General features: G+C 36.3%; 15 protein-coding genes, 1 pseudogene and 2 riboswitches. Of the genes and pseudogenes, 15 read left to right on the plus strand and 1 reads right to left on the minus strand.

What is annotated here, in order from left to right; translation table 11 throughout:
* The first annotated feature begins 4 nt into the window (after positions 1-4).
* Positions 5-1,366 (plus strand): aspartate kinase, encoded by a 1,362-nt coding sequence (locus J2Z40_RS07745; protein ID WP_066400769.1) that lies wholly within the window; start codon positions 5-7, stop codon positions 1,364-1,366.
* A 77-nt stretch (positions 1,367-1,443) separates the two neighbouring features.
* On the opposite strand, the gene J2Z40_RS07750 is transcribed toward J2Z40_RS07745, so the two are convergent.
* On the minus strand, positions 1,444-1,935 hold the full coding sequence (locus tag J2Z40_RS07750) for a QueT transporter family protein (protein WP_066400770.1): 492 nt from the start codon (positions 1,933-1,935) through the stop codon (positions 1,444-1,446).
* Positions 1,936-1,945: 10 nt separating this feature from the next.
* A riboswitch (PreQ1 riboswitch) is annotated at positions 1,946-1,990 on the minus strand.
* Positions 1,991-2,202: 212 nt separating this feature from the next.
* On the opposite strand from J2Z40_RS07750, the gene J2Z40_RS07755 reads away from it, so the two are divergent.
* From J2Z40_RS07755 to J2Z40_RS07820, 14 genes and pseudogenes are all read left to right on the plus strand, one after another.
* Positions 2,203-3,636, plus strand: coding sequence for a PTS mannitol transporter subunit IIBC (locus J2Z40_RS07755; RefSeq protein WP_066400771.1), 1,434 nt, complete (start codon positions 2,203-2,205; stop codon positions 3,634-3,636).
* Between the two features lie 77 nt (positions 3,637-3,713).
* On the plus strand, positions 3,714-5,813 hold the full coding sequence (locus J2Z40_RS07760; protein WP_342590324.1) for a BglG family transcription antiterminator: 2,100 nt from the start codon (positions 3,714-3,716) through the stop codon (positions 5,811-5,813).
* A 15-nt stretch (positions 5,814-5,828) separates the two neighbouring features.
* Positions 5,829-6,266, plus strand: a complete 438-nt coding sequence (locus J2Z40_RS07765; protein ID WP_066400773.1) for a PTS mannitol transporter subunit IIA — start codon at positions 5,829-5,831, stop codon at positions 6,264-6,266.
* A 2-nt stretch (positions 6,267-6,268) separates the two neighbouring features.
* Complete coding sequence (locus tag J2Z40_RS07770) at positions 6,269-7,423, plus strand: mannitol-1-phosphate 5-dehydrogenase (RefSeq protein WP_066400775.1); 1,155 nt, start codon at positions 6,269-6,271, stop codon at positions 7,421-7,423.
* A gap of 27 nt (positions 7,424-7,450) precedes the next feature.
* Complete coding sequence (locus J2Z40_RS07775) at positions 7,451-7,720, plus strand: phosphocarrier protein HPr (protein ID WP_066400776.1); 270 nt, start codon at positions 7,451-7,453, stop codon at positions 7,718-7,720.
* Positions 7,720-9,435: a phosphoenolpyruvate--protein phosphotransferase gene (ptsP, locus tag J2Z40_RS07780; protein WP_066400834.1), complete on the plus strand. Its 1,716-nt coding sequence runs from the start codon at positions 7,720-7,722 to the stop codon at positions 9,433-9,435. The genes J2Z40_RS07775 and ptsP overlap by 1 nt, the downstream gene beginning before the upstream one ends.
* Before the next feature lie 51 nt (positions 9,436-9,486).
* Positions 9,487-9,588, plus strand: a riboswitch (glycine riboswitch).
* Between the two features lie 174 nt (positions 9,589-9,762).
* The gene (locus J2Z40_RS07785; RefSeq protein ID WP_245350014.1) at positions 9,763-9,903 is read left to right on the plus strand and encodes an FbpB family small basic protein; all 141 of its coding nucleotides are present in this window, start codon (positions 9,763-9,765) and stop codon (positions 9,901-9,903) included.
* Between the two features lie 480 nt (positions 9,904-10,383).
* Positions 10,384-11,136 (plus strand): TerC family protein, encoded by a 753-nt coding sequence (locus tag J2Z40_RS07790; RefSeq protein WP_066400777.1) that lies wholly within the window; start codon positions 10,384-10,386, stop codon positions 11,134-11,136.
* 49 nt (positions 11,137-11,185) lie between these two features.
* Positions 11,186-12,118: pseudogene (locus J2Z40_RS07795) on the plus strand (citrate/2-methylcitrate synthase); the annotation flags it as partial.
* A gap of 453 nt (positions 12,119-12,571) precedes the next feature.
* Entirely contained in the window at positions 12,572-13,807 is a 1,236-nt protein-coding gene (locus tag J2Z40_RS07800; RefSeq protein WP_083954073.1) for an ATP-binding protein, read from the plus strand.
* A 65-nt stretch (positions 13,808-13,872) separates the two neighbouring features.
* On the plus strand, positions 13,873-14,232 hold the full coding sequence (locus J2Z40_RS07805) for a globin domain-containing protein (protein ID WP_066400779.1): 360 nt from the start codon (positions 13,873-13,875) through the stop codon (positions 14,230-14,232).
* A gap of 103 nt (positions 14,233-14,335) precedes the next feature.
* Positions 14,336-14,728, plus strand: a complete 393-nt coding sequence (locus J2Z40_RS07810) for a hypothetical protein (protein ID WP_066400781.1) — start codon at positions 14,336-14,338, stop codon at positions 14,726-14,728.
* Between the two features lie 139 nt (positions 14,729-14,867).
* On the plus strand, positions 14,868-15,047 hold the full coding sequence (locus J2Z40_RS07815) for a histidine kinase (RefSeq protein WP_245350015.1): 180 nt from the start codon (positions 14,868-14,870) through the stop codon (positions 15,045-15,047).
* 151 nt (positions 15,048-15,198) lie between these two features.
* Positions 15,199-15,843, plus strand: coding sequence for a transglutaminase-like domain-containing protein (locus J2Z40_RS07820; RefSeq protein WP_066400783.1), 645 nt, complete (start codon positions 15,199-15,201; stop codon positions 15,841-15,843).
* Positions 15,844-16,450: the final 607 nt, after the last annotated feature.

Consider the following 16,450-nt stretch of genomic DNA (forward strand, 5'->3'; position numbering starts at 1 on the left):
ATGAATGAAAGTTGTTAAGTTTGGGGGTTCCTCTTTAGCATCTGGAGAACAAATTGAAAAAGTATTTCAAATTGTGACATCTGATCCAAAAAGGAAAGTAATCGTCGTTTCTGCTCCTGGAAAAAGATATCCTACAGATGATAAAGTGACCGATTTATTAATAAGGTGTGCTGAGCGATGCCTGTTAAAGTTTGACCCTTTAAAATTGTATGAGCAGGTAATCGAAAGATATGCTTCTATTGCAAGAGAATTACTGCTGCCGAATGAACTAATGACTGAAATTGAATTAGATTTATTAGGAAGATTAAATGGGGACAAGGGAAATCCCGAGCAGTTTATCGATCGAATGAAGGCAAGTGGAGAGGATAATCACGCAAAACTGGTAGCAGCCTATTTTCGTGAGCAAGGAGTGGAAGCTCATTATATTAATCCAAAGGATGCCGGGCTATTAGTAAGTCCGAATGCTGGGAATGCTCAAGTATTGCCTGAATCTTATGAACAGCTATATTCTTTACGTCAACAATCTGGAATATTAATCTTTCCTGGCTTTTTTGGGTATAGTACAGCGGGGGAAGTATATACTTTCTCTCGCAGTGGATCAGATGTAACAGGTTCGATTCTTTCCAGTGCCTTGAAGGTTGATTTATATGAGAACTTCACAGATGTGGATGCGGTCTATTCTGTTAACCCATTTATTGTTAGCCATCCAAAGGAAATTAAGGAATTAACTTATCGTGAAATGCGGGAACTTTCATATGCTGGATTTACCGTTCTACATGATGAGGCGCTTGTTCCAGCATTTAAGGCAGGTATTCCCGTACAAATAAAGAATACGAATAATCCATCAGCAGAAGGAACGCGGATTGTTTCTGAACGTGCTCATACGAATGGGCCAGTTATTGGCATTGCAAGTGATAACGGGTTTTGCAGCCTATACGTTAGTAAGTATTTAATGAACAGAGAAGTAGGATTTGGAAGGAAGCTCCTCGCCATTCTTGAGAATTTCGGGTTATCTTATGAACATATTCCTTCAGGCATTGATGATATCTCTATTATTTTAAGAGAGAACCAATTTGATTCTGTCATTGAAAAGAAAATTAAACTTCAAATTGAAGCAGAACTTCATACGGATGAAGTCATTTTTGAGCATGGTCTTGCACTAATTATGGTAGTAGGTGAAGGGATGCGGCATAATATTGGCACGACAGCAAGAGCATCTAAAGCATTAGCAAATGCCGATGTGAATATTGAGATGATCAACCAAGGATCATCAGAGGTGAGTATGATGTTTGGAGTGAAGGAAGTAGATGAAAAACGAGCGGTTCAGGCGTTATATAATGAATTCTTTGCTCCAGTAATTGTTTAATTTTGCAAGGAGTGAATTGTATCGGGAAGTTGATAGAGGCAAACAATAAAAAATAGTGGATGCTACTTGAGCATCCACTATTTTTCTATTAATTTATTGAAATTCACTCGCTTATTGAGTGCATACATAATTGGAATTCCAACAGCCATAACAACAAATTCCCCAATTGCTGCAGTTAGCCATGTGTAACCAAATGGCCAGCCATATACAAGATTAAGCTCAAGAGCAATAATCCACATCATAAATGTAAAGACGACTGTATTTATAATCATACGGGCCCAAATGTTCTTTATATAACGACAGACAAGAATCGTAATTAGTAAAGAAATCAAGGAATGTCCGACTCCAAAAATGAGATCATATGCTTTCATTGGTGAAAACAATAGATTGGTTATAAATACACCTAGAATGATTCCATAAATATACTTTTTATTGAAAACGACTAGATGATTAAACATTTCAGATAACCGAAACTGGACGGCAAAAAAGCCAATTGGCTGGATAAGCATCGAGACAGCAATATATAAAGCTGCCAAAATCCCATTTCCAACAAGTGTTTTTACGTTCATATTCTCTTCTCTCTCCTTAGTTTTTTTTCGTGGGAGGATCTCGAACCACGTGAGTTATCACTCAAATAAAATATTTTAAATGAAATGCGTGTGTTTGTCAAATAATAGTAAGGAGGGGTAAAAAGCGTATGGAACAATTCAACAATTGGCAACATTAAGGTTGACATAATTACATTTTCATTCAATTGATAATGAAATGTAAACGCTTTAATATTAATTGTAACAAAGGAATTATCAAAAAATTTAGATAGGAAGGGGTTTAGTGGGATGACAGATCAGCAAGAAACTTCAGGCTTTAAGATTAAAGTACAACGTTTTGGCAGCTTTTTAAGCGGAATGATAATGCCTAATATTGGGGCATTTATCGCTTGGGGTCTTATAACAGCATTATTTATTCCAACAGGTTGGTTTCCTCACAAAGAATTAGCTGAATTAGTTGGTCCAATGATCAATTACTTATTACCGATTCTAATTGGTTTTACTGGTGGACGTCTTGTTTATGATATTCGTGGAGGGGTCGTTGGAGCAACCGTTACAATGGGGGTTATTGTCGGTGCAGAAATTCCAATGTTCCTTGGTGCAATGATTGTCGGTCCATTGGGCGGCTGGGTCATTAAAAAATTTGATCAATTAATTGAAGGAAAGATTAAGTCAGGATTTGAAATGTTAGTCAATAACTTTTCAGCTGGAATCCTCGGCGGTTTCCTAACATTAGTTGCTTATAAATTAATTGGCCCACTTGTAAGTACTTTGACAAACTTCCTTGCAGATGGGGTTCAGTTCATATTTGATTTAAGTTTATTGCCGCTTGCTAGTATTTTTATTGAGCCAGCAAAGGTTCTATTCTTAAATAATGCGATTAATCATGGGATATTAGGGCCACTTGGTATTGAACAGGCAGCAGAAGCTGGCAAATCAATTCTGTTCTTGCTGGAAGCGAATCCTGGGCCAGGGATTGGTATTTTACTTGCCTATATGATTTTTGGCAGAGGAGCAGCAAAGCAGACAGCTTCAGGTGCAGGAATCATTCACTTCTTTGGGGGGATTCATGAAATCTACTTCCCATATATATTAATGAAACCAATTTTATTATTAGCTGCGATTGCTGGAGGAGCATCTGGTGTATTAACTCTTCAAATCTTTGGGGCTGGATTGGTGGCAGCACCATCACCAGGTAGCATTTTCGCAATTTTAGCATTAACACCAAAAGGAAATTATGTGGGTGTTATTTTAGCGGTAGTAGTAGCAGCTGTTGTATCCTTCCTTATTTCAAGTATTATTTTGAAATCATCTAAGAAAACAAGCGAAGATGATCTAGTGAAGGCAACAGAAAAAACTTCTTCATTAAAAGGAAAAGAAAGTAGAGCAGCCGCATTTATCCAACCTAATCCGGTTGATAAAGGACAAGACGATTCTTTCGTACATGTGAAACATGTCATTTTTGCTTGTGATGCTGGGATGGGATCAAGTGCAATGGGTGCCTCCATTTTAAGAAATAAAGTAAAACAAGCAAATATAGATGTTTCAGTCACGAATATGGCGATTAGCAATCTCCCTTCTGATGCAGAGGTTATTATTACTCATAAAGATTTAACAAGCAGAGCAAAAGAAAAAGCGCCAAACGCTCATCATATTTCAGTTGAAAACTTTTTAAATAGCCCTAAATACGATGAGCTAGTTGAACAATTGAAAACAGAATGACCAAATAGCTAACTCGGCCTGGTTCCCTTTGAACCGGGCCCGAGTTTGTCATCGTTATAGGATGGTTAGGAAATGAGGTGATTGAATTGTATATTTCAGCTCGAGAAAAAATGATTATTGAAGCTTTAATCAGAGAAAAAGAGGAAATGACGATAAAAGAACTATCAAAAATAATTGATGTGAGTGCTCGAACCATTCATCGAGATTTGAATAGCATCAAGGATTTCCTCGAATCCTATCAACTAACCCTCGTACGAAAATCAGGTGTTGGGGTTCAAATTGTTGGGGATGAAGACAAAAAGCTTGAACTGAAAAAGCAACTCAATATTTTCACCTTTAGAGAGTACACAGTAGATGAAAGACAAACGATGATTCTCTGTATTTTATATGAGTCCACTGAGCCTGTGAAGCTATATACGTTAGCGCAAGAACTTAGAGTGTCAATTGCTACAGTAAGCGCGGATTTAACAAAGCTTGAACAGCAGTTAAAACCATTATTGCTCTCTGTTATTAAAAAAAGAGGCTATGGTGTAGAGCTTTCTGGCACAGAAAAGGCAAAGCGCAGAGCGATTAGTTATTGGATTGCGAAAACAATGAAAGATGAGGGATTATTTGCTCTCATAAAAGAGCAAATTCAGCAGCAATCCTCTCATCATGATAACTTAATTTCCAATCGCTTAATGCAGCTTGTTGATCGTGAAAAACTATTTATCATAGAAGAAATTATGAAGGATTTACAGCTTGATATTCAATTTACGATGACAGATAGCTCCTATGTCAGTTTGATGGTGCATCTAGGACTGGCATTGGAAAGAATTATCGTAGGTGAAAGCATCGAACTGAGTGAAGAGTATGCGAGTCAACTTAAAGAGGAACCAGAATACCCCATTGCGAAGAAGATCATCGATAAGCTGAAGGAGCGTTTCCAAGTAGCTATCCCAGATGCTGAAATAGGCTATATCACCATGCATTTGCAAGGTGCAAAGCTTCGAAAGCAAGAAGGGATTTTACATGAAGCAACTCATTTAGATTTATATATGCAAACAAGTAGATTCGTTCAACTAATGGAAGAAGCGACTGGTTTTCGATTGACAAACAATCGCTCACTTATCGAAGGACTCATGATTCATCTCAAACCTGCCATTTATCGGTTGGAACAAAATATGGGGATTATAAATCCTTTGTTAGATGAAATAAAAGAAAACTATATGGAATTATTTGAACAAGTAAAAGGAGTAACTGTAAAGGTATTTCCCGCCATTCATTTTCCAGACGAAGAAATAGGCTATTTAGTTATGCACTTTGGATCAGCCATGCTTAGTATGGGAGAAAAAGGCGATTTAAAAGCGTATATTGTTTGTTCAAGTGGGATCGGAACATCAAAATTACTTGCCTCCCGATTGCAGAAGGAAATTCAGGAAATTGCTGAAGTTATAAATGTATCGATATTTGAATTAGATCAACTGCCTATTTCTGATAGAGACTTGGTTATTTCAACCATCCACTTACAAGACTTTCATAGAGAGTATATGATTGTCAGTCCATTATTAACAAAAGATGAAATTAAACAAGTACAGCTATATGCAAGAAGACAAATATTGATGAAAAAACCAATTCCTATTTTAAAAGAAAGAAAACCAATGATTGATGGCATGATAAAGAAAATGGAGGAAATTCATTTATATACAGGAACAATTGCTGAGATATTATCCAATTTTCAATATATTCTTCTCCAAGATGAACAATCACCAGTGGAGTGTCTAGAGAGTATGTGTAAAATGCTAGAAAAAGAACATATTATTCAAGATGCAAAACTTGTAGCCGAAGCTTTATTTGCAAGAGAGGCAATTGGAGGAATCGGTATTTCAGGTACAAAATTAGCGTTATATCACACAAGTAATGAACATGTGTCCAAACCTTCCTTTACTTTGCACAGACTCATCCAGCCTGCTGTAATGAAAGGGATGGATGGGAACGATATGGAGGTTCGAACATTATTGCTGCTTTTATCTCCAAAACCATACTACAAGGAAGGGGTAGAAGTACTTAGTTACATTAGTACGGTCATTATTGAAAATGAGCAGAGTATCTATTTATTTGAAAAAGAAGAGGAGAAGCAAGTACACTCCTATCTTGCAAAAAAGTTCGAACAATTTATTTTAGAAAAATTAAACTAATGGAGGCGTTTTATTATGGGTTTGCCAATTTTATCAGTAGAAAACATCGTGTTAAATCAAGAGCTAGCATCAAAGGAAGAGGCAATCCAGTTAGCGGGGAATATACTTGTTGACAGAGGATATGTACAGGCTGAATACGTAAAGAAAATGCATGAGCGTGAAGCAATGACATCGACCTTTATGGGGAATTTTGTGGCCATTCCACATGGAACAGATGATGCAAAGAAAAATGTCCAGGAGTCAGGGATCTCGATTATTCAAGTGCCTAATGGCGTTGATTTCGGTGACGGCAATATTGTTAAATTAATATTTGGAATCGCAGGCAAAGGGGACGAACACCTTGAGCTCCTTTCGAAAATTGCCATTGTCGTTTCTGAAGTTGAAAATGTAGAAAAAATAGCGAAAGCTGCATCGAAGGAAGAGGTACTTTCATTTTTTGAAGGAGTGAACTGAAGATGAAGGCCGTTCATTTTGGTGCTGGAAATATAGGAAGAGGATTCATTGGTCTATTACTGTATCAATCAGGATTTGAAACATGTTTTGTCGATGTAAATAAAGAAATTGTTGATTTACTTAATGAAAAAAGACAGTATACTGTTCAGTTAGCGAATGAGGCACAAGAACAATTTTCAGTGGAAAATGTGTATGGGATCAATAGTGTGGAAAATCCAGAGCAAGTAGCAGAGGCGATTGCACATAGCGATCTAGTAACAGCGGCAGTTGGTCCGACGATTCTTCCTATGATCGCTGGAGCCATTGCCAATGGATTAAAAAAGCGATTAACTCAAACAAAAAAGGAATTAACTATTATTGCTTGTGAAAATATGATTGGTGGCAGTGCACTACTGAAGGAAAAGATATATGAACAATTAACTGATGATGAGAGAGGGCAGTTTGATCAATATTATTCCTTTCCGAATGCAGCCGTTGATCGCATTGTTCCTAATCAAATAAATGAAGATAAATTAATGGTGACTGTTGAACCATTTTACGAGTGGATTGTTGATCAATCTGAGATTAAAGGAGTAAACCCGCCCATTCATGGGATCACCTTTGTTGAGGATTTACAGCCATATATAGAAAGAAAGTTATTTACTGTTAATACTGGTCATGCAGTTGTTGCCTATTTAGGGTATTCAGCGGGAATTCCTTATATTGCTGAGTCTCTTCAAAATAAAGAAATAAGAGAAATGACAGCATGCATCTTACAAGAAACAAGTAAATATCTTATTACGAAGTATTCATTTGATAGAAAAGCACATATGGATTATGTAGAAAAGATAATCCAACGTTTTGCGAATCCATATATTTCAGATGAAACAACAAGGGTAGGCCGGTCACCGATTCGAAAATTGAATAAGAATGACCGTCTCATTCGCCCAGCAACACAATATGTTGAAATGTTTCATGAGACGCCAAATTGCTTAGCAAAAGGGATTGCAGCAGCGCTAAGCTATGATTATCTTAATGATCCGGAAGCGAAGGAAATACAAGAAAAGATTCAACAAAAGGGCGTAGAAAATGCAATCGAAACATTTACAGGTCTTAAAGCGGACACAGATCTATTTACAGCGGTCTGCAATAACTATTATGAATTAGTTAGTAAGTAAAATAGTTCAGCAGGGGAGATGAAGATTTTGAAAAAGAGTACATTTGAAGTAATTGCGGAATCGGGTATTCATGCAAGACCAGCAACAGGTTTGGTTCAAGTAGCATCTAAATTTTCTTCGGAGGTTTTCCTTGAGTATAAGGAAAAAAAGGTGAATTTAAAGTCTATTCTCGGAGTGATGTCACTTGGCGTTGGGCAAGGTGCCCAAATTTCAATTTATACAGATGGGGCAGATGAAGAGGATGCCTTATCTGCTATAGAGAATTTCATGAAAACGGAAGGAATTGTTCAATCATGATGAACAATTTATCTGGGATTGCTGCTTCAAGCGGGATTGCAATTGGAAAGGCGTTTTTAATGGCAGAACCGAATCTAACAGTTGAAAAGAAAAAGATAGCTGAGATTGAACAAGAAATAACAAGATTTCATGAGGCAATCACCTCTTCTAAACAAGAGTTGCAACTCATCCGTGAGCAAACGGCCAATCAAATGGGTGAGGAGAATGCTGCAATTTTTGATGCTCATTTGCTCGTACTAAGCGATCCTGAGTTACTTCAAGCAACAGAGGACAAAGTAAGAAGTGATGAAGTGAATGCAGAATTTGCATTACAGGAAATTTCACAAACATTTGTTGTAATGTTTGAGCAAATGGATAATGAATATATGCGTGAACGAGCTGCAGATATTCAAGATGTAACAAAAAGGGTATTATCCAAGCTTCTTAATATAGAAACATCAAAGATTTCAGCCATTGAGGAAGAAGTCATTATCATTTCCAATGATTTAGTCCCATCAGATACTGCCCAATTAAACAGGCAGTTTGTAAAGGGATTTATCACTGACATGGGTGGACGCACATCTCATTCCGCCATCATGGCAAGGTCAATGGAAATCCCTGCGGTAGTTGGCACACAGAATGCAACTGCAATCATTAAAAGCAATGATTTTCTTATTATTGATGGTGACAGTGGGGAAGTCTTTGTCAATCCAACAGAAGATATGATTAAAGCATATGAACAAAAACAGCTAGGGCTCGAATCACAAAAGCGCCAATTAGCCGAGTTGAAAGATAAAAAAACGGTAACGCTGGATGGCAGGCAAGTTGAGATCGCTTCCAATATAGGCACCCCACAGGAAGTAGAAAATGTTCTTGCAAATGGCGGTGAAGGGATCGGTCTTTACCGGACAGAATTTCTTTATATGGAAAGAGAAACGATGCCAACAGAAGAAGAACAGTTTCAGGCGTATAAGCAAGTATTAGAGAAAATGGGAGAAAGACCTGTTGTTGTAAGAACATTGGATATTGGTGGAGATAAACAGCTTCCTTACTTATCGATGCCAGAGGAAATGAACCCGTTTCTTGGCGTTCGTGCGATTAGGCTATGCCTCGAGGAACAGGAGATATTCAGAACCCAGCTTCGTGCATTATTACGAGCAAGCTGTTTTGGAAATTTAAAAATTATGTTCCCGATGATTGCGACGATTGAGGAATTTCGTGAAGCAAAAAAGATTCTTCTTGAAGAAAAGAAAACATTAAAATTAGAAGGTGTTTCAGTTTCAGAGGAAATTGAGATTGGGATCATGGTTGAGACTCCTTCAACAGCTGTTCTTGCTGACCAATATGCAAAGGAAGTAGACTTCTTCAGTATCGGTACGAATGACCTCATACAATATACAATGGCTGCGGACCGGATGAATGAACGTGTATCCTATCTTTATCAGCCTTATAACCCAGCGATATTAAGATTAGTAAAAATGGTTGTAGATGCCGCACATGCAGAAGGAAAATGGGCAGGGATGTGTGGGGAAATGGCCGGAGATGCTACTGCCATCCCATTATTAATTGGTCTTGGCTTAGATGAGTTTTCGATGAGTGCTCCATCTATGTTAAAAGCGAGAAGCCAGATTAATCAATTGTCCCATCATGAAATGGAAAGATTCGCAGAGCAAGCACTGAACATGCAAACAGCTGAACAAGTAAAGCAGTTAGTGGAAGAAAAGCTTCAAGTTTGACAAATCAGTAAAAATGAATTATTTTAAATATATAGAAAATTATATTGGCGGATGACTTTTGTGGGAGAGTGCAAAACAATGAGCCACCGAAGGGGCAAGTTCCAAAAATACCCTTGGAACCAATCTCTCAGGTAGAAGAACCACAAATAGGACGCATCTCTGGAGAGCATATACATGAATGTATAGCACCAAAGAGGACCCAAGACAGCAATTTGGGACAAAACTTTCAGGTAAAAGGACAGGGAAGGGTAGAGAATACTACACTTTTTTGTCCTTTTTTTATTCCATAACAAAAAGGAAAATAACAACATGAGGAGGAACCTGGAAATGACTAGAAAAAGAATTACTTTATCCAATTTGATTAGAGAAAATAAAGAGGCGCTATTAAGAGACCGTGATCAGCTTGAGAAAATTGAAAAGCGAATTGATGCTAAGCACTCCATCCAGAAAAAAGAAATCAAAGTGTAATAAAATTAGGGTATTATCGGTTGACTGATTGATTCATAATGAATACAATAAATATAATCAATTAAATAAGAACTCCTAAAGGGGAGTAGCTTTCACACCAAAGTCGTCACTTCGGAGTACATAACTCCCGGCTTTGATGGCAACAATTCCGTTGTTAGCAAGACCTTTACCGAATAACTGGTAAAGGTCCTTTTTGGATTTAGGACCTTTACTGTCTATGTGCGGTAGGGTTCTTTTTTGTTGGTTAGAGAACTAGAAAATCGCACGTTGTGTATAAGTTTATGAGTAGTTTAGTCTACGTCCAGCTTCGGCGCCTATCGCCTATCAAACTTCAGTACTGCTCCCTGCGAAAAGTCAACATCGGTTCGTGCCTCACCGTGTTTCCTTTATCTCAGTCGCACTCCTTCCAGTTTGTACGGCGATGATCAAGGCGCCTACGCATTTGTTCTTGACATAATCAAAGTAGGGAGAGATGAAAAAATGGAATTAGCTATTTTACTAGAATATGGTGGGGTATTGTTAGTGCTTATTGCACTAGAAGGATTACTTGCTGCAGATAATGCATTAGTGCTAGCCATCATGGTTAAGCATCTACCAGAAAAGGAAAGGAAAAAGGCCTTGTTCTATGGGTTGGCAGGGGCATTTGTCTTCCGTTTCGGTTCGTTATTTATTATTTCCTTTCTTGTCGATGTATGGCAGGTTCAAGCAATTGGTGCTCTATATCTCCTGTTCATTGCTTTCAATCATATTTATCGAAAAGTAATCATCAATAAAGGCGAAAAAGATACCGGACGTAAAAAAGAGAAGCAAAATGCCGGCTTCTGGGTGACTGTTCTAAAGGTTGAACTAGCAGATATTGCTTTTGCAGTGGACTCCATTCTTGCTGCTGTTGCACTTGCGATCGTACTTCCAGATACGAACTTACCGAATATTGGAGGGTTAGATGGAGGGAAATTCCTCGTTATTTTTGCAGGCGGCTTGATTGGATTAATAATTATGCGTTATGCAGCTAATTTCTTTGTGAGATTATTACAGGCAAAACCAGGATTAGAAATTGCTGCATTTCTTATCGTTGGCTGGGTTGGTGTGAAGTTATCTGTTTATACGCTCTCCCATCCAGCATTAGCTGTTTTGCCAGAAGCTTTTGCTAAGTCGCCTGTATGGAAAATCACTTTCTATTTGGTTCTTTTGCTCATAGCGTTAGGTGGCTGGTTTTTTTCAAAAAGAAAATAGATATTAATGATCTAAACACCGTTCTAGTGAATGAGAATGGTATGGACACCTTCCAACGGTTGAGCAGTTAAAAGAACTACATGACTCCTTAATTAGAAATCGTGAACTTCCAAGTTATCTCGTTCATATTATTACTTGTTTGCCAGCGGATATCGATATGATGAGTGTTTTAAGAACTGTTATTTCAGCAGAAGGAAATAAAGAGTATCAATGGAAGCCATCCATTGAACAAGCCATTCGATTAACTGCCCTAATCCCAAGCATTATTGCCTATCGCAAAAGACATCTAGAAGGAAAAACCTTCATTCCGCCAAATCCTAAATTCAATCATGTTGAAAACTATTTATATATGCTGAGTGGCGAGGTTCCTGTTCAAGCACATGTCCATGCTTTGGAAACCTATATGATTTTAACGATGGAGCATGGAATGAATGCGTCTACGTTCTCAGCGAGAGTAACAGCTTCTACTGAATCAGATCTTGTATCTGCTGTTACTTCTGCGGTTGGTACAATGAAAGGGCCTCTGCATGGGGGAGCACCATCAGAAGTGATTTTATTATTGAATGAGGTGCATGAACATGGGGATGCAGAAACAGTTATCAGAAACAAATTAAATCTAGGTGAAAGATTGATGGGGTTTCGCCATCGGATTTATAAAACGGTAGACCCAAGATCAGTGGCATTGAAAGCAAAGCTGATGGAGTTTTCTGGTGAGGATCAATGGCTTGATCTTTCGATGAGAGTGGAAGAGCTTGGAGTAGCAATTCTTCAAGAGATGAAGCCTGGCAGATCACTTTATACAAATGTTGAATTTTATGCTGCGGCTATTATGAAAGCAATCAAAATGAATCCAGAATTATTCACACCAACCTTTACAGCAAGCCGCATAGTAGGCTGGTGTGCCCATAGTATAGAACAGGCTGAAACTAATGTAATTTTTAGACCACAATCAAAATATATTAGTGCTGTTAATAAGATGTAAGAATCAATATAAGTATTAAGTATTATAATAATATTAGGCTCTTTTTAAAAGGTTGTTGTTTTAAATCAAATGTTAGAATGAATAATTTACCAAATAGGTCAGTTGATTGGAGCGGAAATCAACCTTTACCAATTATGTGTAAAATAGTAACAATGTTTACGAAAACAGCCAAATGTAATTAATTAGTGAAGGAAAGTAATGCTCGTTCCTGATCGGATGGATTTTAGTGCAGCTCATCGGGGCTGCTTTTTCTTATGTTCACAATGAGAAACCATCGGATTGATAAGAAATGAACAAATGTAAAATAAAATACAAGAATTTTGTCGAAATTTAGGGGATAAGAGGTATAATAAATGCAATACAGATGAATGGATTGAATTACATACTCTGTATGAAGTCGAGGAAATTCTAAATAGAGTTTCTAAAACTTATTCCATTTTTGTGAGGAACGATATGAACATACAGAATATCCATGAGCGGCTGCTTAATGAAGAGAAGCGCGCGCTGAAAGTGTATTTATTAACCTTTTATATCACTTTTATTTTATATGATCTTTTTTACTACTATTTGTATCCAACGTATATATTGGACAAACCCGCAGGATTAGAAAGTCCTTTTGGCTTTTGGAATTATGTAATAATCTTTGGGCTGCTTCCAGTTTCCTATTATTTAATAAGGCAAGGAAAGCTATATATAGTAAAATATCTCTACATTTTTATTTACTTAACGGTAACAACAACGAGTGACATCTTCCAGTATATGAACACAGTTGGCGAGTTCAAAAGTGGCAATGTTGCTGAAATTATCCTAATCTTATTTTCACCTATTTTTATTAATAAACGCTTTTTCTTTGTTTGCTTACTTGCATCCATTATAAGATATGTAATGATTGGAATAGTGATCAATACTTCAGCAGTGGCTTTTCCTATCGTGTTAATTATTACTTTCGCAGCGATCTCTTATATTTTATTAAATCGATTTCTCTCTTATATTCATGCGCTTACATCTGCTAATGAGGAATTAAAGCATAGAGAAAAGCTGGCAATTATTGGACAGATGGCAACCTCGATTGGCCATGAGATACGAAACCCACTAGCATCATTAAAGGGATTTACACAGTTACAAAAAGAAAAATATATTCATGATCAAAAGTATTTTTCAATAATGGAGCAAGAAATTGAACGGATTGATTTAATTGTAAATGATCTGCTATTACTAGGAAAACCAAAGTCTAATCAATTTCAGAAGCATCAAATGAAAGACATTCTTTCCTATGTGCTATCCATTACAAAACAACAGGCCAGTCATAAACAGATCTCCTTTTCGTTAGAAATGGATCCACATCTTCCTGAAGTGGAGTGTGTTGAAAATCAAATTAAGCAAGTGTTTATAAATGTAATAAAAAATGGTCTAGATTCAATGAATGTTGATGGGGGCGTATATACGATACTAGTAAAGCAACACTCAAGGAATGAAATCTCTATCAGCTTTATTGATCAGGGATGTGGCATGTCTGAAACAGTTATAGAAAATTTATTCACTCCTTTCTATACGACTAAAGAAGATGGAACAGGACTTGGCCTTATCGTTTCGAAAAAAATAATTGAAGATCATCTAGGGAGAATCTTCGTTGAAAGTGAAGTCAATAAGGGAACAAGGATGGATGTAATCCTGCCTATTAGTCAATAAGAGGTGTAGGTGTGTTCATTTAATTGATGGGTTCTAATATACAATCTGTTAAGGAGAGAGTGACGATGCAATTAGAACAAAAGAAAATTGATCAACTAGTCGAATGTTTTTACGGTAAATTAATAAAAGATTCCTATTACAGTACAATGTTTGCCGAAAGAGAAGTTGACATTGAGCTTTTAAAAAGCAGACAGCGCACGTTTATTAGTAAACTAGCTGCGGAGGATTCCTCACATGATCATGAGGGACAAGTGAATCAAGTAAAAGAAAGGCATCCATTTCAAACGACGCCAGAAAGAGCAGAAATTTGGTTGAATACAATGGAAGATGCCATGAATGAAATAAAACTAGAAGAAGCAGTAAAGGAACATTTATTACAGAAAATAACCTTTTTGATGAATAAAATGAGTAAAAAACAACCTTAGATTGAGGTTGTTTTTCTTTTGTTTAAGTCAAATATAATTAATGGAATAACTCCTCTCTTTTCACAATATGATGAACTATTAATCATGGAATGAGGGGATCATAATGAAAAATAAAGTGGATGTAGTCGTGACAAGTGAGATGGTTGCTCAATATCATGAACTAAACGGTAAGAAAAAGGAGATTGAAGCTCAATTAAATGAGCTGAAAAATAACTTTAATCATTATTTCGATCGATTAGTAGGAAAGAATATTAAAGGTGAAAAAATTCTAGGTGATTTCAAATTACAAAGACAAATTAGGATCACAGAGAAATATGAGGATGAGGCAACCGTTAATCGACTAGAAGGGTTGAATCTACAAGAATTGATTATAAAGAAACCGGATGAAGAAAAAATTAAATCGGCACTGAATTTAGGGCTCTTAAAAGAAGAGGATTTAAAGGATTGTAAGAAAATAAGTTATTCTCAGGCGATTTATGTTAAATCTAACGAGTAGTTATTGCCTAATTTTTAATAAATCTGTATAGGCTTTGGACGTATGTTGTCCAAAGCTTTTTTATGTGATTAATAGTACAATATAGCTAATCAAATATAGACCATTGTATTGATGTTAAACACTGAAAGGAAGATAGAGTTTGAAAAAACTATCATTTGTTATCCCAATAATGATTGTCGTAGCGATCCTAGCTATATGGATGCTAAATAAAGACTACGCAGAAATTGATTTTCAAATAAGACTTGTGATTGCATTAGGTGCCGCATTATTATCTGGAGTCATATCCTATTTCTTATTTGCTTTTGACAAAGAAAAATAGCTTGAAAATCAACGAAACCGCAGGATCAGTCAGAGGATCTTGCGGTTTTTGTATAGCAAAGAATGGACTTTCTTCTTGCTTTTGATGCCAATCACAGAATATTTTACTTTCTACGTATATAATAAACAAAAAAATGTAGGAGAGGGATTGCATGCAATTAATTTTATCTGAAAAAAATCTGGAGGTCTATTTGGAAAAAACAGACATAATCAATTTCCGTCATTCTTTGATACAAAAGAAGTTGGATGAGTTCAGAAAAAAGGGGCAAACAAAGAGAGAATTAGCAGAAATGGCTTTTTTATTTGTTAGGGATGAGATTCAACATTCTTTTGATAAAGAAAGTGAAGTGATTACGATTTCTGCTTCAGATACACTTGAGAATGGAGAGGGAATTTGTTTTGCGAAAGCTCATTTGCTCGCAGCTTTTCTAAGGGGAATGGATATACCAGCTGGCTTTTGTTATCAGCGTGTAACAAGAAAGGGAACACCTGAATCTGGATATGCTTTGCATGGATTAAACGCTGTATACTTGGATGATATCAATCAATGGTTTCGGTTAGACCCGCGCGGCAATAAGCCAGGTGTTTATTCTGAATTTAGTATTTCTCCAGAAAAACTGGCCTATCCGATCCGTACACAATTAGATGAAATGGATTATCCCTTTGTTTATAAGGATCCACTTGAAAGTGTCATTTATTCTATGGAGCAATCTATTAATTGTAAAGAATTATTCTTTAATCGGCCAGAATCAATCATAATTAACTCAAATATACTGAAATCGGTAAAAAAGCTTTGAGGCAATTAGAAAAACTGTCTACCTATTATTGGAATTTCCTTTCAATTAATCGTTGTCTATTTAAAAGTATTTTCAGGAACCTTGATAATTACTTTAAAGCTTTGGCCAACTCTAGTTAGTTTTCTTCATAGTATATTTTATAGAATATTCCTCCATGTGTGTACTGATCTTTATCAACGATTTTTTATGTTTTATATTATTGTGAGTTTGATAATAACCTTTGGTCTTATAAACACAGTGATTATTTAATTTTAGCTAAATAATCACTGTGTTTACTGTATAAATGTAGTATAAGATAGATAAGTTTAACCAAATTATACAACAAATAAGATTAGAAGGAGTGTTATTAACCAACAAAGGAGGTACCAAAGGTTTGAATGCAGATTGTAAAATGCAACCATAATAGGTTAATCAATATTTTTTCTTTATAAAATTATGGTCGAGATACAATTTTAAATGATATATTTATCATAATAGTAAATTCACTTTAATTGGTATATTTGTTATAATTTGGTTCATCACCATAACTTGGGGTTGACCTCATGAAAATTCAATAATTTTACATCTAACTATAGAAGAAAAGCGAAAACTCCCGTATCGTAATTGT

The organism is Cytobacillus eiseniae (assembly GCF_017874625.1).
GTDB classification, from domain to species: Bacteria; Bacillota; Bacilli; order Bacillales; family Cytobacillaceae; genus Cytobacillus; species Cytobacillus eiseniae.

What these genes read in the sequence shown, in the direction of transcription:
- J2Z40_RS07745 (WP_066400769.1), top strand. Translation starts at nt 5, where the DNA reads ATGAAAGTTGTTAAGTTTGGGGGTTCCTCTTTAGCATCTGGAGAACAA.
- J2Z40_RS07750 (WP_066400770.1), bottom strand. Translation starts at nt 1,935, where the DNA reads ATGAACGTAAAAACACTTGTTGGAAATGGGATTTTGGCAGCTTTATAT.
- J2Z40_RS07755 (WP_066400771.1), top strand. Translation starts at nt 2,203, where the DNA reads ATGACAGATCAGCAAGAAACTTCAGGCTTTAAGATTAAAGTACAACGT.
- J2Z40_RS07765 (WP_066400773.1), top strand. Translation starts at nt 5,829, where the DNA reads ATGGGTTTGCCAATTTTATCAGTAGAAAACATCGTGTTAAATCAAGAG.
- J2Z40_RS07770 (WP_066400775.1), top strand. Translation starts at nt 6,269, where the DNA reads ATGAAGGCCGTTCATTTTGGTGCTGGAAATATAGGAAGAGGATTCATT.
- ptsP (WP_066400834.1), top strand. Translation starts at nt 7,720, where the DNA reads ATGAACAATTTATCTGGGATTGCTGCTTCAAGCGGGATTGCAATTGGA.
- J2Z40_RS07785 (WP_245350014.1), top strand. Translation starts at nt 9,763, where the DNA reads ATGACTAGAAAAAGAATTACTTTATCCAATTTGATTAGAGAAAATAAA.
- J2Z40_RS07790 (WP_066400777.1), top strand. Translation starts at nt 10,384, where the DNA reads ATGGAATTAGCTATTTTACTAGAATATGGTGGGGTATTGTTAGTGCTT.
- J2Z40_RS07800 (WP_083954073.1), top strand. Translation starts at nt 12,572, where the DNA reads ATGAACATACAGAATATCCATGAGCGGCTGCTTAATGAAGAGAAGCGC.
- J2Z40_RS07805 (WP_066400779.1), top strand. Translation starts at nt 13,873, where the DNA reads ATGCAATTAGAACAAAAGAAAATTGATCAACTAGTCGAATGTTTTTAC.
- J2Z40_RS07810 (WP_066400781.1), top strand. Translation starts at nt 14,336, where the DNA reads ATGAAAAATAAAGTGGATGTAGTCGTGACAAGTGAGATGGTTGCTCAA.
- J2Z40_RS07820 (WP_066400783.1), top strand. Translation starts at nt 15,199, where the DNA reads ATGCAATTAATTTTATCTGAAAAAAATCTGGAGGTCTATTTGGAAAAA.